Below are 20,655 nucleotides of genomic sequence, written 5' to 3' on the forward strand. Positions count from 1 at the left end.
GCGGTAGGGTGAATCGCACAACACACACCGGGGAGCCCGCAGGGCTGAGAGGGCGTGGCGCATGGGATGCGCTGGCGCCGACCCGAGAACCTGATCTGGGTAATGCCAGCGGAGGAAGCACATGAAGTCACCTTTCACCCTCAGACTCATCGTCGCGCTGGGCGCGGTGGTGCTGATCGCTGCCGCGTGCGGCAGCGACACGGGCACCGCCACTGGTGACACCGACTTTGACGACGATTTTGTGACGGCGTCTCCGGCGCCGCCCGAGACTGAGTCGCCGAGTGCTGCGTCCAACGCTGAAGACGTCCCCGTCGAGGGCACGACGGTGACGCTGTTGAGCCACGACTCGTTCACCCTGTCTGACGGGACACTCGAGACGTTCACCGAACTGACCGGGGTGAGGGTGGAGCTGCTCGAAGTGGGCGACGCGGGCACGCTCGTCGCAGAAGCGATCCTGACGAAAGACACGCCGCTCGGCGACGTGATGTTCGGGATCGACAACACGTTTCTCCAGCGAGGTCTCGACGCGGGCATCTTCGTGCCGTACGAGTCGCCACGGCTTGTCGATGTGGCGGCCGACCTCCAGCTCGATCCTTCCCATCGCGTTACTCCAGTGGATTACGGCGACGTGTGTGTCAACTACTGGAAAGACGCGTTGCCGCGTGAGCCTGTCGGCCTCGCAGACCTCACCCACGCAGACTTCGCCGACGAACTGGTGGTGCAGCATCCCGAGACGTCATCTGTGGGCCTGGCGTTCCTGCTTGCGACCATCGCTGCGTTCGGTGACGGCTGGGAGCAGTACTGGGCGGACCTGCGGGCGAATGGCGTTGCGGTAACAGCCGGCTGGGAGGACGCCTACTACGGCGAGTTCATCGCCGGCGGCGGCGAGCGCTCGATGGTCGTCTCCTATGCGTCAAGTCCGCCAGCCGAGGTGATCTACGCCGACCCGCCGACCGATGTGGCGCCGACGGGAGTCATCACCGACTCGTGCTACCGCCAGATCGAGTTCGCCGGGATCCTTTCGGGGACCGACAACGAAGCCGGTGCGCAGGCGCTCATCGACTTCATGCTCAGTGAGACGTGGCAGAACGATGTGCCGCTCAACATGTTCGTCTACCCGGTCATCTCCAGTGCCGCGCTGCCACCGGAATTCGTCGAGCACACCGCAGTTCCCGCCGCACCGCTCATGCTCGACCCGGCTGAGATCGAGGCCAATCGCGACGCCTGGACCGAGCGCTGGGTGGAGATCGTTCTGCGCTGACCGTTGAACGGCTGACCGAGGTGTCACCGACGCGTCGCCGATGGGGTGCTGCGACGGTCGCTTGGGCCGTCGCAGCAGCGTTGCCGCTGGGATTCCTCTCGATCTTCTTCGCGTACCCCGTGCTGACCGTGGTGGGCGACGGGCTGAGCGGGCTGCGCGACCTATTGGGGAGCGCCCCGATTCGCGGCGTGCTCTGGTTCACGCTCTGGCAAGCGGTCGCGTCGACGGCGCTGACACTGGCTGTCGGATTGCCGGGCGCGGCGATGCTGGCACGGCTCGGGCCAAGGGCGCGTCGAGTCGTGCGAGCGTTGATCACCGTGCCGTTCGTGCTGCCGACAGTGGTGGTGGCTGGCGCGTTCGAGGCGGTTTTCGACCGCTTCGGGCTCGATGCGGGCGCTTTGTCGCTGCACCACACCGTGTGGGCAATCTTGCTGGCGCACGTGTTCTTCAACTACGCCGTCGTCGTGCGCACGGTCGGCTCGTGGTGGGCGGGCCTCGACGGCCGCAGTGCCGACGCAGCGGCGATTCTGGGCGCCACTCCGGCGCGGGCGTTCTGGCACGTCACCTGGCCGCTGCTGCGCCCCGCGGTGGCGGCAGCGGCGGCGGTCACGTTCCTGTTCTCGTTCACCTCATTCGGGGTGATCTTGATCTTGGGCGGCCCGACGCGCGCCACGGTCGAGACCGAGATCTACCGGTACGCGGTGACGCGGCTGGACTTCGACACAGCGGCAGCGCTGGCGCTCTGCCAACTCGTGGCGGTAGCGACGCTGGTGGCGCTCGCGGGGATTGCCGAGCGCCGCCGCGCTGTGGCCCGACGTTCAGCAGGCCGGACAGCCCCGCGCCGTAGCCGGGCCGTGATCGGGGTGAATGCGATCGTGGCAATTGCGCTGCTGGGCGTGCCGATCGCGACGCTTGTGGAGCGTGCCCTGTCGACGGGAGACGGCTACGGCTGGGCCAACTTCGCGGCACTTGCCGAGCGTGTGCCCATGCTGCCCACTACGGCCGTCGCGGCGTTGTGGCATTCGCTTGGATTCGCCGCGCTCGCGACTGGCATTGCCGCTGTCATCGGCGTGCTGGCGTCGATTGTCGTCGTAGGGGGTTCGGTCCGCCGCAGCGCAGCGTCGCGTGGTGCAGCATGGCTGAGGCGCCTCTTTGACGTCGGGCTGACGCTGCCGCTGGGAGTCTCCGCCGTCACCGTCGGGCTTGGCATGCTCCTGGCCTTGGATCGGCCGCCGCTCGATTTCCGAACCGCGTGGTGGATCATTCCCGTCGCGCATGCACTGGTGGGCATGCCGTTCGTCGTGCGGACCTTGGTGCCGACACTGCGCTCGATCGACCATCGCCTGCGCGAAGCGGCTGCTGTGCTGGGCGCGGCGCCACTGCGCTCGCGCCGAGAGGTTGACATACCCATCGCCTCGCGGGCCGTCGCCGTGGGTGCCGCGTTCGCGTTCGCCGTCTCGCTCGGCGAATTCGGTGCGACCGCCTTCTTGCCGCGCCGGCCCGACACGCTGACCGCGCCGCTGGCGCTGTTTCGCCTGCTCGGAACGCCCGGCGAGAGCCTGCGGGGTCAGGCGATGGCGCTTGCCGTGGTGCTCATGGCGGCGACCGCGCTGTCGGTGCTGGTCATCGAGGGGTTGCGCCGCACCGACGAGTCCCTGTTCTGAATGGACCCTTACGCCCGCTTCCAGAGCCGGTGTCCTTCGGTCCACAGCACGATGGGCAGCGCGGTGTCGATGAGATGCCAGATCGTGAAGTCGCCGCCGTCGTTCACCATTGCGTTGAACCAGTTCGGCACAAACGCGATGGTGAGCGCAACGGCTGCGTAGAACATCCGCCGTGCGCCGGGGTCGCTGCCGTTTGCGCTGCGACGCTGCCATGTCGTGAGGAGCAGCAGCAGCAGAGCTGCGGCCATGAACCAATCCAGCACATTCCAGATGTCGAGGTTGGCGGCCTCACCGTTGTCGCCGGGTCCGTAGAACGGGTAGGCGAAGAAGTTCGCGACCACGGCTGCGGCGACCAGCTTCATGTAGATGGCTACGGGCTTGCTGTAGGCCATGTCTCAAGGCTCCTTGATGGTCATCCTGCTAGCGGTGCTCGCTGGGTTCATCTGGCTCGCGGTGCTCGCAGTGCGGGGTGATCGGCGAAATGGGCGAGTGCACCCGGGTCGTCGATGGCCTCGGCGTTGGCAACCTTCCGGCCCTCGACGACGTCGCGAACGGCGAGTTCCACCAGCTTGCCAGACCGGGTACGGGGGATAGTGGGCACTTGTGCGACCACTGCGGGGACATGGCGCGGCGACGCCCCCGAACGGATCTGCGCACGTATGCGGCCGGTCAGCTCGTCGTCGAGCGTCAACCCATCGCGCAGTTTTACGAACAGCACGACGCGTGTGTCGCTGCTGGAAGGCGCAGCCTCGCCGGCCGGGACGCGCTGGCCGATCACGACGCTCTCGAGGACCTCGTCAATCTGGTCGACCTGTCGGTAGATCTCGGCGGTGCCGATGCGCACGCCGCCAGGATTCAGCGTGGCGTCGGAACGGCCGCTGATGATCATGCCGCCGCTGGTCGTCCACTCTGCGAAGTCGCCGTGGTGCCACACGCCGGGGTACCGATCGAAATATGCGGCACGGTAGCGATCGTGGCCGGGGTCGTCCCAGAAACGCAGCGGCATGGACACAAAGGCATTGCGGCACACCAGCTCGCCCTGCTGGCCCGTAGCGGCAGTCGCGCCGTCGCCTCCGGCAACGTCGACGTCGAGACCCAGCGCAGGCACCTGTATCTCGCCACGGCGGACCGGACCCGTCGGGTCGCCGATCACAAAGCCGCCGCAGATGTCGGTGCCGCCCGAGAACGACGCCAAGTGCACGTCTGCGGACATCTTCTCGTACACCCAGTCGAAGCCCTCGGGGGCGAGTGGCGAACCCGTTGAGGCGACGGCGCGCACGGTGTCCAACGAATGAGTCTGCGCGGGCCGCAGGCCTGCCTTCACGGCGCTCTCGATGAACTTGGCGCTGACGCCCAACAGCGTTACGCCGGTCTCGTCGGCCACATCGAACAGCCGCGACCCACTGGGGTGAAACGGCGAACCGTCGTAGAGCACAAGCGAGGCGTCGCTGGCCAGCCCGGCGACCAGCCAATTCCACATCATCCAGCCGGTGGTGGTGAAGTACAGGAGCCGATCGCGGGGGCGCACGTCGAAGTGCAGCCGATGCTCGCTCCAGAGCTTGAGCAACGCGCCCCCCGCCCGGTGGACGATGCACTTGGGTTTTCCGGTCGTCCCTGACGAGAACAGGATGTACACGGGCTGGTCAAAGCCCAGCCGCTCGAACGAGATGTCCGTGCCGGTGCCGGACCGATGCGGATCGAGCCACTCGGACCAATTGGTGCTGCCCAGGGCGGCGGCGTCGCCAGCGCCCTCGACGTCGTAGGGAGCGATCACCAGCCGGTGCAGGGGCGAACCGGAGCCAGCGAGCCCGTCGGCCACCTCGGACGCTTTGCCGAGGGTGCGGTGCCAGATGCCGTTGTAGTAGTAGCCGTCGACGGTGACGAGCACTTTGGGCGCGATCTGGCCGAATCGGTCGAGCACGCCGTCGGTCCCGAAGTCTGGGCTGACCGAGGAGTACACGGCGCCGAGCGAGGATGCGGCGAGGAACACGATGAGCGCGTGGGGACCGTTGGGGAGCATGGTCGCCACGCGGTCGCCGACGCCGACACCGTCGTTCGCCAATGCCCGTTGGCACGCGGCGACCTCGGCTCGCAGCTGCTCGTGCGACATCGTCGCCCGTACTTGGTCTTCGCCGAAGAAAAAGAGCGCTGCATCGCTTGGGGCCGGTCCGTCGCCGCCGAGCGGCCGCAGGTAGTTCTCGGCAATGTTCAGCTGCGAGCCTGCGAAGAGTTCAAGGCCGGGTCGCGGCGCGGTCGTCCGGTCGCCGGCGGCGCTGAATTGCTCCCCGAGGTGGCCGATGCCGCCACTGAATTCCCACACGGCACGCCAGAACTGCGTCGGGTGTCGTACCGACCATGCGTGCAGGTCGCGATAGGAGTGCTGGTGGAGCCCGAGGCCGACCCGCTCTGCAAATTGCCAGAGCTGTGTGGCTTCGCGGCGCCGTGTGTCAGGGCGCCACAGCACTGCGGGGTCGTGGCTACCAAACTCCGGAACTGCGTTGCTGGGTGCATCGGTCATCGATGGCAAGTTACTCAGCGCCTGTGACACACATCGGCCAGATCCGACAGTGCTGCGGGCCGCGGGACCGTGTCGCGCGGTACGGGTAGTGTCCCCCGTCATGCAAGGCATCTGCGACGACCTTCAGGCGGAAACCGACGCTCTCGGCGAAGTTGTGAGCGGCATCACTGAGGAGCAATGGCGCCTGCCCACCCCCGCGCAGGGCTGGGACAGCCGCGAAACCATGGTGCACCTCGGCATGACCGATTGGGTGGCGACGGTGGCCGTCGTCGATCCTGACGGCTTTGCTGGATTCACGGCCGCTGCCGCTCGGGGCGAGATGGATCTGCACACGGCGGCGGGGTTCGACTTTGCCTCCATGTCCGGTGCGGAGATCTGGGACTGGCTGCGCACCGAGCGAGCCAAGATGGTGGCGGCGGTTCGGCCTCTTGACCCCAAGGACCGAATTCCCTGGTTCGGCCCGAGCATGGGAGCACTGTCGTTTGTTACCGCCCGGCTCATGGAGACGTGGTCGCACGGACACGACGTGGCAGACACGCACGGTCGAGAGCTTCCCCGCACTGATCGGCTGCGACACGTCGCCCACATCGGGGTCAGCACCAGAGGCTGGAGCTATGCGAACCGGGGCCTTGAGGTGCCCGCCGGGCCGGTACGGGTGGAACTGGGTGCCCCGAGCGGGGCTGTGTGGACTTGGGGGCCCGAGGACGCGGCCGACAAGGTCAGCGGCGACGCCTACGAGTTCTGCCTGGCGGTGACCCAGCGTCGTCACCACATCGAGACCGGGCTGTCGATCAAGGGGTCGCTTGCGCTGGCATGGATGGACATCGCCCAGGCATTCGCTGGCCCGCCGACCGACACCCAACACCGCCGCGCCGCCTAGCACGGTGTCGAGAAGTGCGCGGGAGGCGCGGTGCTGATCGTCGGGCTGACGGGAGGGATCGGTGCCGGAAAAAGCACCGTTGCGCAGCTGCTGGCCTCCCATGGAGCGGCGGTGGTGGATGTCGACGCGCTCGGACGCGAGATCATCGCCCCAGAGGGATCGGCGGTAAAGCCGGTACTCGAGCGATTCGGCAGTCACCTGCGCGGATCTGACGGCGGCATCGACCGGCCGGCGCTCGCAACGGTCGTGTTCAACAATCCGGACGAGCTCGCCGCTCTCAACGAGATCAGCCACCCGGCCATCAACAACCTCCTCGACGAGCGGATCGAAGCGATTGCGGCGACGCGTGCAACTGATGTCGTCGTGCTCGACATGGCGGTCTTGGTGGAGAGCACCTTGGGCCGCGACACTCGGTTTCCCTATGAAGTGGTGGTGACGGTCGAAGCGCCGCCCGATGTACGACTGCAACGGCTCACCGGCCGCGGCATGACGACCGACGACGCCAAGGCCCGCCTGACCTCTCAAGCCACCGATGACCAACGGCGCGAAGCGTCGAACTTCGTCATCGGCAACGGTGGCGGCACCGACGACTTGGCTGATGCGGCAGGGCAACTCTGGGACGCGCTGCGCAATCTGGCTGACGAGCGTGCCGCATGACCACAGCAGCGACGCCGTCCGGTGGCCGGCCAGCTGACACCGGTGAGCTTGGCGTTCCACCACAACGCGACGATCTAACTGTCGACGGCCCCCGGAGCGACCAGCCGGTGCGCTATCCGCCTCAGAACCACGTCTTGCGGCACTTGCAGCTCAGCCATCAGATGTCATCCGATGGGTCGCTGACCGCGACGATGCCGATCCTCGACGATCTGGCTGACGGTCCGCTGACCGAGGGCGGGTGGCTGCGGCTCGGCGCCGTCGCCACCTTGGTGGACTCGGTGGCGGGCCACCACGCGGTCCTGGTCGTGTCCCCGGACTGGTCGGCCACGCTGCACCTGTCGACGGTGCTCGCAGCACGAGCTGAGGGTTCGGTGGTGACGGCCCGGTGCTCGCCGCTGCGAATCGGGCGGAATCAAGTCGTCACCGAGACCTCGGTGACGGACGAGGCGGGCACCGAGATTGCCCGCTCGACCTGCACGTACGCGCGCCTGCCCCGCCGTGACGACACGCCGGTCGTGGACTCCACGGCACGCGACAACACCGTCCACTACCGCGAAGATCACGAGCTGGATCCCCGGCCGCCGCTGGAGGACTACTTGCGCATCTCACCTGTGCCCGGCGAGCCGCGCATCGAGTTGCCGATGCACAACCGCATCCGCAACTCGTTCGGCTCGTTGCAGGGCGGGGCTTCGATCGTGGTTGCCGAGGTCATGGCAACACATCTGGCTGGGATGTGCGATGGGGGCGAGCGCCGGGCCCGTTGTGTGTTCGCAGACATGCACTACTTGGCGCCGGCTCGTGGCGGACCGTTTCGCGTCGACGGCGAGGTGTTGGCCCAAACCGGACATGTGGTGACCAGCCGCACCCGCATCTTCGAGACCGCAGGCGAGTCCGACCGGCTGCTGCAGACCGCTACTGCAACTGCCGAATACCTGGACTGAGAACTTGGGGCTCGCCGGGCTGCCGGCCCCCATCCCGTGACAGTCACGCACTCGAACTAAGCACCCTCATCTAAACATGCCGGCAGCATTGAGCCGGCTGAGCGATTGGCGACGGGCGACGGGCGAGACAGTTCGTTTGTGGCCCGGGCTTCGGCGTATCGCGGGGTTGCACGCCGGTGAACCTGTCACGGCCGGATTCACCGTCGCAATTCTCGAAGATTCCCGGAAAGACGTGCAAGCTGAGGTCCTCGAGCGCGTGAAGCGACCGTTCGCGCCGCGATTCTCGGAGATTTCTGGAAATTGATGCGCACGAACGATTGCAACCGGCAGCGAACATATGTATGTTTTACCTATGTTCATCGACCCGCCCGCGTACCGCACCTGCGGCGACGGATCGGCTGCGAGCACGACCGGTTCAACCGGCTGCGCCGCCGTCGCTGAGCACGAGGCCGGCGCGGCCGTGACTGCGCTTGATGCCGTTGCCGGTGTCGATCTTGGGGCGTTGAGCAACAGCGATCTGGAGGACCGGGTCGTGGGCCTGGTGGCTTTGCGGGCCCGTGTCGAGGGCGAGTATCTGGCTGCTTTGGGCGAGATGACGTCGCGTTGCGGCGCGCAGTCCGCGGCATATCAGCTGCGCGAGTTCACCCGCATGAACGCCGCCCAGGCACGCACGGAGTCCCGGCTCGCAGAAAGCCTTGTCGAGCACGACCTGTCTGCCACACTCGACGCGCTGAAGTGCGGGCAGATCCAGACGTCGCATGCGAAGGTGATCGCACGCGAGGCTCCCCAAAAGCACCGCCGCAGCGAAGACGAGTTCTTGGAGCTGTGCCGCACGTATCCCTGCGACACCGTTGCCCGCAACCCGTTGGCGTATGAGAGCTTGGCGGTGTACGCCGATCTCGAAGCCGAGGCCGCCGCGGCGGGGCTCAGCCCCATCGACGCGGAGCTGGCGTTGCAGCGCTTTGAGCGTTCGGGGTCGATGCGCATGGGCGACGACGGCACCCCCCTATCAGCACGACAGCTCGCCGACTACGCCGTCGACGCCAACGTGCTCCCCGCAGTGTTCAGCGCCGACTGGTCCCAGCTTGCCTTGGGCCGCACACGCAACGCCAGCGACGCCCAACGGCTCATCCTCGCCGTACGCGACGGCGGCTGCATCGGCTGCGAGCTCACCAGCGAGCCCACCCGAGCCCACCACATCCAATACTTCGAGAACAACGGCCTCACCGAAATCCCCAATCTGGCGTCGCTGTGCGAACCCTGCCACCACGACCTGCACCAGCACGACACCAAGATCGACACCCCACCCGACGGCCGCCCCCGCCTGCTGCCACCCGAGCACGACCACTCCAGTCCGCCCGCCCGAGCACCAGCCACAGCCCGCAGCCCATAACCACACTCCGGGCAGACGCAGCCCCGATCACGATCACGACGAAGGACTAGGGAGAGGGGTTCGGCTGCCCCAATATCTCGAGTCCGTGCTGTTTCGCGGCTGCTGCGACTCTTGCGTCGAAGGTGGCGATCGCCCGTGCATTGTGATTCAGGGCGATGTCGAGGACGATTGCATCGGGGAGTCGCAGGCCGGTCTCGGCTCGTAGCGATGCCCAGCGTTCTGGTGCTTCTCGGTCCATGTCGGGCACTTCAAGCGAGGCGCGGAGCCTCGACGTCGCATCGGAGAGCGCACCGAGTCGGGCTGGCGCGACGAGGCATTCGGCAAGCGTTACCGGGTGCAGCAGGGCGTCTTCGTCGGCGATCTCACGATTGATCTCGACGGCTGCGTCATGGTGACCGTCGTTCGGGTCGCGTAGCGCGGCGATCCAGCTCGCATCGGCGACGATCACTCAGGCCAATCCTGGGATCGGTCATACAGTGCCGACGAGCCGGGCAGCGAGCCTGCCAGCATCGCCCGGGCATCGGCGCGAGACGTCGGCGACTGCCCGCCCCGTGCCCAGTCGGCCAGGACGAGGGGAATGAGCTTCGCTCGGGGCGTGGGCATCGACCAGAGTGGAGCACTAGGTGTTGCACCTGAACCGTTCCAGGGCGATGTCCGGCATGTCACACCTGCCCTCTACGGTTCTGGTCATGACGACTCCACCGACTCACACAGCGGGGGACACGCCAGCAGCGCTGCCCAAGCTCGCGGCGTTTGATGTCGACGGCACACTGATCACCCGCGACGGCGTGCTCACCGACCGCACCGCTGCCGCGCTCGAAGAGCTTGCTGACGCCGGTGTCATGACGGTGCTCGCCACAGGCCGACCATGGCCGCAAACGACCACTGTCGTGCGTCGTGCCCGCCGTTTGACGTACGCGGTGTGCCTGAACGGCGCGGTCGTGATGGACATCGCCACCGGCGAGCGGATCGCAGACCGTTCCATGACGCACACCGAGGCCATCGAGGCAGCCGAGATCACCCGCAAGCTGCTGCCCGACGTGCATCTCGCGGTCGACCTAGCGGACGGGCGGCACCTGTGGGAACACGAATTCGCGCCTGGCATGCCATCGGACTTGCTCGCCGATCTTCAGGTTTCGCGCGTCGACGACGCCATCGCCGCTGTCAACGGCGCGGTGCTCACGTGGCTGGTGCACGCACCGAGCACCGACACGCTCACCGTCGTGAGCGAGTTGGCGTCGGAGATGCCGCTCGGTACCGAGATCCGTCCGTCAGGGCTGGAAATGGCAGAGATCGCAGCGGCCGGCGTCAGCAAATCGACGGGGCTCGAAATCGTGTGCCAACGCTACGGAATCGCCCCGTCCGAAGTCATCGCATTCGGCGACGGGCTCAACGACATCGAGATGCTGCGGTGGGCGGGGCACTCGGTCGCGATGTCGAATGCCCCGGATTCGGTGCGTGCGGCGGCCGATGTCATTGCGCCCAGCAACTCCGAAGACGGCGTTGCAGTTGTGCTCGAGGCATTGCTGGCCGGTCGGTCTCGCAACATCGCAACGGCTCCCCGGTGAGCGGAGGATCGAATGGCTGAACATCGGGACGCAGTCGGAGGCAGCGGCGCAGCCTCGGCGAGCCCGTCGATCTGGGAGCGAGCCCGTCGAAAGATGGCTGATCACAACGCCACCGCTCCGAGTAGGCCGATGGGCATCCCTGAAATGCCAGAGGCGGAGTCCGAGGCGGAGTCCGAACCGCAGGACTACGACGGCCCGACCTCCGAGATCGTGCTCGAGCGCATCCACCACTACCGGGACACCATTCGCAGCTACCACGTCCTCATCGAAGGGCAGCGCGTGGGCCGAATCCGCGACGACGGCACCGAGTCGTACGTGCTGCGTCCGGGCAGCTACACGCTCCGGCTCCAGCTGCTGTGGATCTTCAGCCCGAAGGTTGTCGTAGAGCTCTCGGCCGGCGCGACAACCCAACTTGTCTGCGGTCCCAATGGCGGCATCCTGCAGGCATGGCGTCTGTTCTTCGCCCCGACGACAGCGATCTTCTTGCGCTTTGGGCAGCAAGCGTGATCCTCAGCTTGCTTCGGCAGCCGAACGCCCGGGTATCGGGTCGCAGGTAGCGTTCGGCGCCATGAGCGGGCGGCAAACGGTGGGCGGTGCAACGTCGGCAGACGGGCTTCGGGCCGAACTGGACGCGTGGATGGCAGACAACTGGGACCCGGCAATGAGCGTCCGGGAGTGGTGGCAGCGGCTCGCCTCCGCCGGTTTGTCAAATCCCACGCTCGGTGAACCGTTTGGTCGCGGCTGGAGCCGCAACGAGACACGCGTGCTGGTAGAGGCCATCCGTGCCGCAGGTGCAATCGGTTCCCCGGCTGGGCTGGGAATGCTGCTGGCCGCCCCGACGATCTTGGAGCACGGCACCCCGGAGCAAATCGAACGGTATGTCCCGTCGATCCTCAACGGCACCGACTCGTGGTGTCAGCTGTTCTCCGAGCCAGGTGCGGGCAGCGACCTTGCCGGCCTCCAGGCCAAAGCGATCCGAGACGGCGACGAGTGGATTGTCTCTGGCCAGAAGGTGTGGACCTCTGAAGGCGCCCACGCGGACCTCGGCATGCTCGTCGCCCGCACCGACCCCACTGCGCCGAAGCATCGAGGACTCAGCTGGTTCGCCTTCGACATGGCCGCCGACGGCGTCGAGGTGCGCCCGCTTCGTGAGATGACGGGCCGATCGCTGTTCAACGAGGTCTTCCTCGACGAGGCACGCGTGCCCCACGCGAATGTCATCGGCGAACTGAACGACGGCTGGCGCGTGACCAACACCACGCTCGCGGTCGAGCGAGCCGGCATCGGAGGCAGCCACGGCCTCGCGTACGCAGCCGCTCACCCTGGCTCGATCGCGGGTCACCTGGACCGACCGGCGGGTCCCTTCCGCGGCAAGCGCTTGCCGCTGGCCGCAGGAGGTGTGGGTCCGGGCACGCTCGGCCAGCTCACCGCGCAGGCCCGCCAACGGGGCCGAGCCGACGATCCGGTTGTCCGCCAAGAGCTCGCAGCGCTGCACACCGACCTCGAGCTGATGCGACTGTCGGCTGTTCGCGGGCGCCACCGCTCGCAGCGCACCGGCGGCGAGGGCAACCTCGCGAAGCTTCGCATGACTGCCGCGCTGCGGCGTGCCAGATCGCTGGCCGGCTCCATCCTCGGCGCAGACATGACGCTGTGGGGAGCGGACGCGGCGACCGACGGCGTGCTGCAGGAGATGACGGTGTTCTCGCCCGCTCCGTCCATCTACGGCGGCACCGACGAGATCCAACGCAACATCATCGGCGAACGCGTGCTGGGATTGCCGAGAGAGCCCGGTCCCGATCCCGCAACGCCGTTTCGCGAGCTGCCTCAGAACGCCACATCCTGGTGACGGTTCCCGATTCGCACACTCCGTGCGCAGACGCCATTCGAACGCGAGCCCCCACGCTGGCGCCCACTGGATGAGACGGATGTAAGACGGTGAGCGTTCCTGACCCGCCACGGGGCTTGGAGATTCTGCCCGAGGGCGGTGCCGAATTTGGCGGTGTCCAGGAATCGCTGATCGAACGGCAGCCATCGCCGGTGCCGCCGCGACTCGTCGCGGGGCTGGCGCTGGTCGCCGCGTTGGGCATTGCGGCAATCGCCGTGGCCTGGCTCCGCGGCGGCGACGAGCTTGCCGAAGCGGAAACAGCGCCGACGACCACCAGCGAGCCCCCAGCCGCCACCTCCACGACGGTGCCGTCACGCCCGCCGCGCACGACGCTTCCGCCGCCGTCGGAGCTGGATACTCCCGTCGGCGATCTGCCGCCCGTGCGGCCGGCAGCAGAACTGATCGGCACGCTCGCCGCAGACCCGACGGACAGCCCGCCGGCGTGGCTCTACCAGCTCGACCTGGTTTCGGGCAAGGTGACGTTCGTGCCGCTGCCCGGACTGCCGCACACGCTCACCGAGCTCGACGGCGTTGTTGTCGTCGGCATCCGTCGCGATGTGATGCGAGTTGATCTGGCGAGCGGTGATCTCGTGCTGCTCGCCGAGGATGTCGAGCAGCTTCTTCCTGCCTACTCTCCGTCGGGCATTGTCGCCGTTGTACGCGGCACCGAGCATCTGTTTGCTCGCGTCGTCGGTCCCGACGGGGTGTTCCGCTCCGCGGTGCAGCTGCCGAACGAAGCCGTCGTGCACGGCGCGCTGGGCGACCATGTGGTGGTCACGCTGGCCGGGCGCGTGATGGCAGTCGACGGGCGCAACGCAGCGCTTCAGCTCGGCGCCGGGCGGGTCCTGGCCGTGGGTCCCGGAAACGTGGTGCGGCTGCACTGCGAGGAGTACGGCTGTCAGGTCATCGCTACGGCGTTCAGCGCGACGGTGGGGGTCGAGCGACGCGACGAATGGTGCGATGAGATCTGCGGCGAGCTCGCTGGCGACTCTTCGGCAGACGGCACCGAGGGCGCCTCCGCCGAGGACTGCGAGACGGTCTGCGAGGGCTACCCCATCGCCACGGGCAACATCGCCGAGCGCTACGTGGACCTGCCCGATGAACTGCTGGCGTCGTCGCCGGATCGCTGGAGCGAGCAGGGGCTGCTCTCACCCGATGGCAGTCGGCTCGCGGTGCGACTGCAGCACGGCAACGGCAGCCCGGTCGGGATCATGGTCATCGACCTTGACGAGGAATGGGGCCGCCACTCGCCTGAGCTCGGGGTCGATCTCGGTCAGATGGCGTGGGCGCCACACAGCCGCTTCCTGCTGTACACGCTCGCCGATGACGTCATGGTCTGGGACGTCGAAGCCGGCCCGGACGAGGTGCCCTCTGGCCGGGCGCACGTCGGTGAACCACTCGAAGGGATCATCCTCCGCCTGCCGTGAGAGGCCGCGCGGAGAGGGCCCTGGCGCCCGGTTGCGTCAGCTGTCGCTCGCGAGCTGCTCGGCCGTCACGATGACGAACAGGCCGGAGGCTTCGATGAGCGGTGGGGCGTCGGCGGCAGCGTCGGCGGGACGCACGGTCAGCGCAACATGGCACTTGCGGCCTTCGCGGTGAGCCTCGTGCGCTTCGAACACGACGGGCTCGTCGATCGGAACGCCGCCGCGGTAATCGATCTCGAGCCGGGCTGTGTACGCCGCGATGCCCAAGCAGACCATCAGGTAGCCCAGCACGTCGTCGGTGACCGCGCACACAGCGCCTCCGTGCGCTCGGCCCGGGGCGCTCTCGAACGCGGCGCCAAAGGTGACGCTGGCACGGACCCCCTCGCCCTGACGCCGCATGTCGACGTCCATGGCTGTCGGGTTGGCCGGCCCGCTGAAAGCGCGGTCGCTGAAGGCCATCACTTCGGCCCCGTCGGGCGGGCGCGGATCGCTGTAGCGGCGGGCGAAGTAGTCGGCAGGCCTCGGCACAGGATCCGAGGCGGATTCCAGGCGTGCAGCGGTTTCGTGCGCCCATGCGGCGATCTCGGCCAGCGTGGCCTCGTCGGTGCGATACCGGACGAATGCGTTGGCCAGCCGGCGTAAGGCACCCGCGGCCTGGCTTCGTTCGGAGAACTGCGGGTCCGGGTAGATCAGGTGAACGTCGGCGCTGCCGCCGGCCCAAGCAGCCTGCGGGCTCTCGCTGGCTGCTGCCCCGCTGTTCATCTCGTCTCAGGCCATCTCGTCTCAGGCGCCGAGGCGGCCCGGCTCGCCGTACGGGTACTCGACGAGCTCACTGGAGGGCTGGCTGGGATCGAATGTCCAGTACTGCCGGATCTCGGCGATGAGCAGCTCGCCCGTCTCGTTGCTTTGAGCGAAGTCGTAGTGCTCGCTTCCCCGCACTGCGAACGCTGCGTCGCTGCCGTCAGGAGTCGGTGCGGTTCCGGTCATCACCCACTCGATGGCGGCGGTGTCACCGTCGGTCACGAGTCGCTCGACGTGCCACGCGGCGCCTTGCCATTTGGCTGCGATGCGCGACCAGAACTGCCCGATCGTCGCGGCGCTCGCGATCGGCACATGGTTGGTGTCGAAAATGACTGCGTCGTCGGTGAAATGCTCAGCAACCGCAGCCGCCTGCCCTGATGTGCACGCGTCGAAGTAGCCCGTGATCGTCTGCTCGATATCGGCCGTGATGTCGACAGCCATCGCCACGTCGCTTCGGGAGTGCTTGCCCATGCTGGCAGTCTCGCAGGCTCCGGGGCGCTGGCTCACGACGAGCCGGACCGAACCTGCTCGGCGAGTTCGGTGTCGTTGTTGACTGCCCACGAGAGCCACCGGCCGTCGCGCTGCTCGAGGCGCAGACGGTGGGCGAAACACTCCGAGAGTGACTCGGCGGTCAGCACCTCGCTGAGCGGACCGCACGCAAGCGGCACCCCATGGCGCAGCAGCAGCACGTGGGTGAACGAAGGTGGGATCTCGTCGGTGTGGTGCGTCACCAGCACCGTCGCGGGTGTTGCCGGATCGTTTGCGAGCGATTCGAGGCTGGCCACCAGCTGTTCGCGTCCGGCGAGATCGAGGCCAGCGGTCGGCTCGTCAAGCAGCAGCAGCTCCGGGCGCCCCATGAGCGTTCGAGCCAGCTGCACACGCTGTTGCTCCCCCGACGACAGGGTCCCGAACGCGCGCTCGGACAACTGCGCAGCGCCGACTCGCCGCAGGCACGACTTCGCGCTGTCACGATCGTCATCGGAATAGGTGTGCCACCAGGTCTCGAGCGCGGCATAGCGAGCCGTCATCACAATGTCGAGTGCTGTGATGTTGCGGCGGAACTGGTCCCGCAGCGACGAGCTGGCCAGTCCGATGCGACGCCGGTGCTCGCGCACGTCGACTGCGCCCCAGCGCTCACCGAGCACCTCCACGGTGCCCGTGGTCGGGAAGCGGTAGAGCGACAGGACCTTCACCAAGCTGGTCTTGCCTGAGCCGTTGGGGCCGAGCACGATCCATCGCTCGTGCGGGGCAATGTCCCAGTCGAGCGGTCCGAGCACTGTTGTTTCGTCGTACACCACTGAGACGTTGCGCAGCGAGACCGTCGGCGCTTCCGTCGACGCATCAAGCGCAGACGGCAGCTCCGAAACGAGGTCCGCCGAACCCAACCCCTTGCTCACGAGTCCGCCTGTCGGTCATTGCTCGTGTGCGACACCCACGTCGCGTACATCAGCGCGTAGCGACCGCCGAGTGCGACCAGCTCGTCATGGGTGCCGAGCTCGACCATGCCGCCGTCGTCGATCACAGCAATGCGGTCGGCGCGCATCGCCGTGGCGAGCCGGTGGGCGATGAGCACGGCGGTGCGACCCTCCAGCAACAGGTCGAGCGCGCCCTCGATCTCGGCCTCGGTGCTGAGGTCGACGCTCGAGGTGGCCTCGTCGAGCACGATCACCCGCGGACGGGCCACGAACGCGCGAGCGAGCGCCAGCAGCTGGCGCTCGCCGGCCGAAAGGGACACGCCGCGCTCGTGAACTTGGGTGTCTGCGCCGTCGGGAAGGCTCTCGATGAGCTTGCGCAGCCCGACCAGGTCGAGCGCAGCGTCGATGTCCGCATCGAGTTGTTCGCCCCGGGCCGCGCCGCCGCTGCGATGGCGCAGCCCGAACGCCACGTTGTCGCGGATGGTGCCGTGAAACAGGAACGGCTCCTGGGGCACAACGCCAAGTTGGTTGCGCAGCGATGCAAACGTGACATCGCGCAGGTCCCAGCCGTCGATGGTGACCTTGCCGACGGTGGGGTCATAGAAGCGAGTGATGAGCTTTGCGATAGTGCTCTTGCCGGCACCGGTCGGGCCCACGAGCGCGAACGTTTCGCCGGGCCGGATGTCCAAGCTGACGTCGCGCAGCACCGCGGGGCGGTCCTCGGGCTCAGCCGCAGCGCCGTTGTGGCCCGGGTTCAGCCCGACCACAGGCGCCGCCGCGTTTGACAGCGCCTGCAGGCTTGCATCAGGCGCCATCGGGTCGGCCGTCAAGCGGATGCTGCCTGATTCGCCGTTGGGCGAGCCGTCGATCTCGGGATCCGCATCGTCGTAGGAGAACGACACGCTCTCGAGCCGGATACGGCCCTCGATCTGCGGCAGCTCGACTGCATCGGGCCGTTCGGCGACCGACGGATGCCGGGCCAGGATCTGGCCGATCTTGGCAAGACCTGACTGACCTTGCTGGTAGGTGCTGTAGAGCTGCACGAGCTGCTGGATGGGTGCGAAGAACGTCGTGACGAACAGCACGAATGCCGTCAGCTCGCCGACGGCGAGTCCTCCTCGCAGCACCATCGCGCCGCCGACTGCGAGCACCAGGCCCTGCGCCGCGATGCCGATCGCCTCGGTCGTGGGACCGTAGATCGCCGAAGCCTTCGCCATTTCCAAGTTGGCGTCGCGGTAGCGGGCCGCCACGTGCCGGTGGCGGGCCACGTTCATCTTGCGGCGGTTGAGCGCAGCGATGACCCGGATGCCGGCGAGGTTCTCGGACAGGTCCGCGAGCAGGTCAGCGATGCGGTCGCGCACTTCGCCGTAGCCGGCTTCGCTGCGAGCCCGGAACCACAGCGTCAGCGCTGCGAGCGGCGGGACGATGCCGACGAGCAGCACGACCGCCAGCAGAGGGTTGTACACGAACAGCACGACGGTTACCACCGCGACCGTCAGCGCCTGGATCATCAGGTTGACGAAGCCCTCGTTGACGAGCAGCCCCACGTACTCCATGTCGGAGGTCATGCGGCTGAGCAGCACGCCGGACTTGGCGCTGGTGTACCAGTCCAGCGACAGGCGCTGGTAGTGGCTGAACAGGCGCAGGCGCAGGTCGTACATCATCTGCTCTGCGATGCGGCCGTTGTGCCGTTGGCGGACTCGACTGAGCACGATGCTGGTCGCCACGATGCCGAGGTAGATGAGCACGACTCGGTTCAGCGTGGAGCGGTTGCCGGCGATGATGCCGTGGTCGATGCCTTGCTGAACCAGCACCGGCCCCGCCAGCATCGCTGCGGTCTCTGCGCACAGCAGCGCCAGGCCGCCGATCACGCCAAGGCGGTGCGGCACCAGCATGTCCCGAAGTCCGAATCGTCGCACAGCGCCGTTGGGGGATCTGTCGGCGACGGGGTCGAAATCGATGTGCGGCGGTGGGTGCTCGGGCTCATGTGCAAGGAGCCGGTTCGCGCCCTCCTGCAACTCCGAGGGCACGCCTGCGAACGGCAGCCCTGCGGCTGCGCTGGACTGCGACGCGCTCGGTGCCATGCCGCCGTGGCCGCCGACCATCACCATCGCGTTGTGGCCTCCGGCGCGGACGGGCCGTCGGGGGGCTGCACGTCGTCGTTGTCGGTCTCGTCGCTCGCTCCTGCGGCCAAGACTTCGGTGTAGCGAGGCTCGTTGGCCAGCAGTTCGGCGTGGGTTCCGTCGGCCACGATCCTGCCGTGCTCGATCAGCACTACTCGCTCGGCGAGGCTGATGGTCGAGAGCCGGTGCGCGATGACGATGGTGGTGCGGTCGGCCAGCAGGTCGACGAGGGCTTCGTGGATGGCGGCCTCGTGCGCGACATCGATGGAGCTGGTGGCGTCGTCGAGGATCAGCACCGAAGGGTCGGCGACGAACGCGCGCGCGATGGCGATTCGCTGTCGCTGTCCGCCCGAGAGGTCGTAGCCCCGTTCGCCGACAACAGTGTCGTAGCCTTCGTCGAGTTCGGAGATGAAACCGTGGGCCTGCGCGGCGACCGCAGCAGCGACGACATCGGCCCGATCCGCGTCAGGCCTCCCGTAGGCGATGTTGTCGTGAATGCTGGCGGAGAACAAGAACGGCTCATCGGGCACGAACCCGACGGTGCGACGCAGGCTGTCGGCAGTGATGTCGGTGATGTCGTGTCCGTCGACGGTGATGGCACCGCCTTGACGGTCGTAGAACCGCAGCAGCAGTCGCGCGAGCGTCGTCTTTCCGCAACCGGTGCGGCCCACCACAGCGACTCGCTCGCCGGCGCCGATGCGCAAACTCATGCCGTCGAACACCAGCGGCGCCGACCGCTCGGGCGCATCCACGCCGCCCACGGTCTCGGTGCCGTAGGCGAATCGCACGTCGTTGAACTCGACTTCGACGCCTGCCGTGTCGCCCGCGGCTGTCGTGCGTCGCGGCAAGCAGACTGCGCCGAGGCGATCCGCTGCGAGCACCGGCTCGTCGAGTACTTCGAAGATGCGCTCGGAGGACGCTTTCGCGCGCTGACCCATGATGAACAGCATCCCGATGAATCGGAACGGCGCCTGCAGGAGCACGATGTAGAGGTTGAAGGTGACGATGTCGCCGACGGTGAGCGAGCCGTTGATCACCTGATGCCCGCCGACCAGCAGCACGAGCGTCAGCGCGAGGCGCGGCAGATTCTCGATCACCGGTGTGTACGACGCCCGGGAGTTGTGCTGCACCAGGTTGGCCCAGCGCAGTCGTTGGGCTGCGGTCGCCATCGCTTCGACCTGGCGGGCCTCCGCGGCGAATGCCTTCACGACACGCACCCCGCTCACGCTCTCGTCGGTCACCGTGGCGACTTCGGCGTTACGGGACTGGATGATCCACGACAGCGGGAACATAATCTTGCGCAGGCGCTGCCCCAGCACATAGACCGCGGGCATGGCCAGCATCGTGATGGCCGTCAGCGTCAGGCTGATCCACGCCATCAGCGAGATCGCCACCACGAAGCTCAGTAGCTGGACTGCGACGATGGGGGCAAAGGCCAGGAACATCTGGACTGAGCGGATGTCAGAGTTCGAGCGGGAGATGATCTCGCCGGTCTGCACCCGGTCGTAGAACGCGAACGACAAGCGGCTGAGGTGGTCGAACAGCAGGGCGCGCAGCTGGAACTCGACGCGGTAGCCCATCGAGAACAGGCCGTTGCGGTAGGCGTAGGTGAACACGCCGCGTGCCACTCCGAGCGCGACGAGCGCGGCGACGTACGGCCACAATGTGCCCGACTCGCCGCCGACCTCTATCGGCAGCGCTGCATCGATGGCGTACCCCGCGACGCGGGGTGCCACGACCTGGGTGGTCATCGCGGCGATCGCAGCAAGCACGGCGATGACGATGCGCATCCGATGTCGTGCCAGCAGCGGTCCCAGGCGCCGGATCCAGCTCAGCGACCTGTCGGCCCGAATTGCATCCGCAGGTCCCGAGTCGGCCGACAGGTCGTCGAACGGCTCGGCGGGGGATGCATCGGTTCCCGCAGGCGCCAGCCGTGGCTGCGGCCCTGGCTTTGCGGGCGCAGAGGTCCCAGCTACCCGCATCGAAGCGAGGCTACCGGCGCCCCCATTCAGCGAGCCGGAATCCGGCCCCGGAGTGTCACCGCGCGAAGAGACCTCTCGACCTTGGCGACGAACTTGTCAATGCCACCGCCGTCGAGGATCAATCCGACCGAACGCGGCCATCG

The 20,655-nt window shown here is 67.4% G+C and carries 19 protein-coding genes; 10 read left to right on the forward strand and 9 right to left on the reverse strand.

The genetic code is table 11. The annotated features are described in order from the left end of the window. Positions 1-121: 121 nt before the first annotated feature. Positions 122-1,261, forward strand: coding sequence for a thiamine ABC transporter substrate-binding protein (locus ACQY5K_RS19225; protein ID WP_428118772.1), 1,140 nt, complete (start codon positions 122-124; stop codon positions 1,259-1,261). A 20-nt stretch (positions 1,262-1,281) separates the two neighbouring features. Beyond that, complete coding sequence (locus tag ACQY5K_RS19230) at positions 1,282-2,925, forward strand: ABC transporter permease (RefSeq protein WP_428118775.1); 1,644 nt, start codon at positions 1,282-1,284, stop codon at positions 2,923-2,925. 8 nt (positions 2,926-2,933) lie between these two features. Here the strand turns inward: ACQY5K_RS19230 and ACQY5K_RS19235 are convergent, their stop codons facing one another. Next, positions 2,934-3,317: a hypothetical protein gene (locus tag ACQY5K_RS19235; protein ID WP_428118778.1), complete on the reverse strand. Its 384-nt coding sequence runs from the start codon at positions 3,315-3,317 to the stop codon at positions 2,934-2,936. A gap of 47 nt (positions 3,318-3,364) precedes the next feature. Continuing rightward, entirely contained in the window at positions 3,365-5,443 is a 2,079-nt protein-coding gene (locus ACQY5K_RS19240; RefSeq protein WP_428118781.1) for an acetoacetate--CoA ligase, read from the reverse strand. An 88-nt stretch (positions 5,444-5,531) separates the two neighbouring features. Between ACQY5K_RS19240 and ACQY5K_RS19245 the strand changes: the two genes are divergently transcribed. The 4 genes from ACQY5K_RS19245 to ACQY5K_RS19260 all read left to right on the forward strand — a co-directional run bounded on the left by ACQY5K_RS19245 (position 5,532) and on the right by ACQY5K_RS19260 (position 9,314). Continuing rightward, positions 5,532-6,323 carry a TIGR03084 family metal-binding protein gene (locus tag ACQY5K_RS19245; protein WP_428118784.1) on the forward strand — a complete coding sequence of 264 codons (792 nt, stop codon included), beginning with the start codon at positions 5,532-5,534 and terminating at the stop codon, positions 6,321-6,323. 30 nt (positions 6,324-6,353) lie between these two features. Beyond that, positions 6,354-6,980, forward strand: a complete 627-nt coding sequence (coaE, locus tag ACQY5K_RS19250; RefSeq protein WP_428118787.1) for a dephospho-CoA kinase — start codon at positions 6,354-6,356, stop codon at positions 6,978-6,980. Continuing rightward, positions 6,977-7,921: a hypothetical protein gene (locus tag ACQY5K_RS19255; protein WP_428118790.1), complete on the forward strand. Its 945-nt coding sequence runs from the start codon at positions 6,977-6,979 to the stop codon at positions 7,919-7,921. The genes coaE and ACQY5K_RS19255 overlap by 4 nt, the downstream gene beginning before the upstream one ends. 352 nt (positions 7,922-8,273) lie before the next feature. Next, a complete protein-coding gene (locus ACQY5K_RS19260) occupies positions 8,274-9,314 on the forward strand; it encodes an HNH endonuclease (protein WP_428118793.1) in 1,041 nt (346 codons plus the stop codon). A gap of 46 nt (positions 9,315-9,360) precedes the next feature. On the opposite strand, the gene ACQY5K_RS19265 is transcribed toward ACQY5K_RS19260, so the two are convergent. Together ACQY5K_RS19265 and ACQY5K_RS19270 are read right to left on the reverse strand one after the other, a co-directional pair. Further along, positions 9,361-9,762: a type II toxin-antitoxin system VapC family toxin gene (locus ACQY5K_RS19265; protein WP_428118796.1), complete on the reverse strand. Its 402-nt coding sequence runs from the start codon at positions 9,760-9,762 to the stop codon at positions 9,361-9,363. Then, positions 9,759-9,917, reverse strand: a complete 159-nt coding sequence (locus ACQY5K_RS19270; RefSeq protein WP_428118800.1) for a hypothetical protein — start codon at positions 9,915-9,917, stop codon at positions 9,759-9,761. Before ACQY5K_RS19270 ends, ACQY5K_RS19265 begins: the two co-directional genes overlap by 4 nt. Before the next feature lie 86 nt (positions 9,918-10,003). Here ACQY5K_RS19270 and ACQY5K_RS19275 point away from each other — a divergent pair, with 86 nt between their 5' ends. From ACQY5K_RS19275 to ACQY5K_RS19290, 4 genes are all read left to right on the forward strand, one after another. Next, positions 10,004-10,882 carry an HAD family hydrolase gene (locus ACQY5K_RS19275; RefSeq protein ID WP_428118803.1) on the forward strand — a complete coding sequence of 293 codons (879 nt, stop codon included), beginning with the start codon at positions 10,004-10,006 and terminating at the stop codon, positions 10,880-10,882. A 12-nt stretch (positions 10,883-10,894) separates the two neighbouring features. Next, the gene (locus ACQY5K_RS19280) at positions 10,895-11,389 is read left to right on the forward strand and encodes a hypothetical protein (protein WP_428118806.1); all 495 of its coding nucleotides are present in this window, start codon (positions 10,895-10,897) and stop codon (positions 11,387-11,389) included. Positions 11,390-11,450: 61 nt separating this feature from the next. Next, on the forward strand, positions 11,451-12,728 hold the full coding sequence (locus tag ACQY5K_RS19285; protein ID WP_428118808.1) for an acyl-CoA dehydrogenase family protein: 1,278 nt from the start codon (positions 11,451-11,453) through the stop codon (positions 12,726-12,728). 89 nt (positions 12,729-12,817) lie between these two features. Further along, the gene (locus ACQY5K_RS19290; RefSeq protein ID WP_428118811.1) at positions 12,818-14,194 is read left to right on the forward strand and encodes a hypothetical protein; all 1,377 of its coding nucleotides are present in this window, start codon (positions 12,818-12,820) and stop codon (positions 14,192-14,194) included. A gap of 36 nt (positions 14,195-14,230) precedes the next feature. On the opposite strand, the gene ACQY5K_RS19295 is transcribed toward ACQY5K_RS19290, so the two are convergent. Genes ACQY5K_RS19295 through ACQY5K_RS19315 form a run of 5 tightly spaced genes read right to left on the reverse strand, consistent with a single transcriptional unit; the run spans position 14,231 to position 20,512 of the window. Beyond that, positions 14,231-14,953, reverse strand: a complete 723-nt coding sequence (locus ACQY5K_RS19295; protein ID WP_428118814.1) for a PaaI family thioesterase — start codon at positions 14,951-14,953, stop codon at positions 14,231-14,233. Between the two features lie 21 nt (positions 14,954-14,974). Further along, on the reverse strand, positions 14,975-15,463 hold the full coding sequence (locus ACQY5K_RS19300) for a nuclear transport factor 2 family protein (protein ID WP_428118817.1): 489 nt from the start codon (positions 15,461-15,463) through the stop codon (positions 14,975-14,977). Between the two features lie 32 nt (positions 15,464-15,495). Next, positions 15,496-16,389, reverse strand: coding sequence for an ABC transporter ATP-binding protein (locus tag ACQY5K_RS19305; protein WP_428118819.1), 894 nt, complete (start codon positions 16,387-16,389; stop codon positions 15,496-15,498). Further along, positions 16,386-18,518 carry an ABC transporter ATP-binding protein gene (locus ACQY5K_RS19310; RefSeq protein ID WP_428118822.1) on the reverse strand — a complete coding sequence of 711 codons (2,133 nt, stop codon included), beginning with the start codon at positions 18,516-18,518 and terminating at the stop codon, positions 16,386-16,388. The genes ACQY5K_RS19305 and ACQY5K_RS19310 overlap by 4 nt, the downstream gene beginning before the upstream one ends. Next, on the reverse strand, positions 18,512-20,512 hold the full coding sequence (locus ACQY5K_RS19315) for an ABC transporter ATP-binding protein (RefSeq protein WP_428118825.1): 2,001 nt from the start codon (positions 20,510-20,512) through the stop codon (positions 18,512-18,514). Before ACQY5K_RS19315 ends, ACQY5K_RS19310 begins: the two co-directional genes overlap by 7 nt. Positions 20,513-20,655 lie beyond the last annotated feature (143 nt).

Source organism: Candidatus Poriferisodalis sp. (assembly GCF_965262965.1).
Taxonomy (GTDB): domain Bacteria; phylum Actinomycetota; class Acidimicrobiia; order Acidimicrobiales; family Poriferisodalaceae; genus Poriferisodalis.

What these genes read in the sequence shown, in the direction of transcription:
- ACQY5K_RS19280 (WP_428118806.1), top strand. Translation starts at nt 10,895, where the DNA reads ATGGCTGAACATCGGGACGCAGTCGGAGGCAGCGGCGCAGCCTCGGCG.
- ACQY5K_RS19260 (WP_428118793.1), top strand. Translation starts at nt 8,274, where the DNA reads ATGTTCATCGACCCGCCCGCGTACCGCACCTGCGGCGACGGATCGGCT.
- ACQY5K_RS19255 (WP_428118790.1), top strand. Translation starts at nt 6,977, where the DNA reads ATGACCACAGCAGCGACGCCGTCCGGTGGCCGGCCAGCTGACACCGGT.
- ACQY5K_RS19225 (WP_428118772.1), top strand. Translation starts at nt 122, where the DNA reads ATGAAGTCACCTTTCACCCTCAGACTCATCGTCGCGCTGGGCGCGGTG.
- ACQY5K_RS19240 (WP_428118781.1), bottom strand. Translation starts at nt 5,443, where the DNA reads ATGACCGATGCACCCAGCAACGCAGTTCCGGAGTTTGGTAGCCACGAC.
- ACQY5K_RS19315 (WP_428118825.1), bottom strand. Translation starts at nt 20,512, where the DNA reads ATGCGGGTAGCTGGGACCTCTGCGCCCGCAAAGCCAGGGCCGCAGCCA.
- ACQY5K_RS19310 (WP_428118822.1), bottom strand. Translation starts at nt 18,518, where the DNA reads ATGGTGATGGTCGGCGGCCACGGCGGCATGGCACCGAGCGCGTCGCAG.
- ACQY5K_RS19295 (WP_428118814.1), bottom strand. Translation starts at nt 14,953, where the DNA reads ATGAACAGCGGGGCAGCAGCCAGCGAGAGCCCGCAGGCTGCTTGGGCC.
- ACQY5K_RS19300 (WP_428118817.1), bottom strand. Translation starts at nt 15,463, where the DNA reads ATGGGCAAGCACTCCCGAAGCGACGTGGCGATGGCTGTCGACATCACG.
- ACQY5K_RS19235 (WP_428118778.1), bottom strand. Translation starts at nt 3,317, where the DNA reads ATGGCCTACAGCAAGCCCGTAGCCATCTACATGAAGCTGGTCGCCGCA.
- ACQY5K_RS19270 (WP_428118800.1), bottom strand. Translation starts at nt 9,917, where the DNA reads ATGCCCACGCCCCGAGCGAAGCTCATTCCCCTCGTCCTGGCCGACTGG.
- ACQY5K_RS19285 (WP_428118808.1), top strand. Translation starts at nt 11,451, where the DNA reads ATGAGCGGGCGGCAAACGGTGGGCGGTGCAACGTCGGCAGACGGGCTT.
- ACQY5K_RS19275 (WP_428118803.1), top strand. Translation starts at nt 10,004, where the DNA reads ATGACGACTCCACCGACTCACACAGCGGGGGACACGCCAGCAGCGCTG.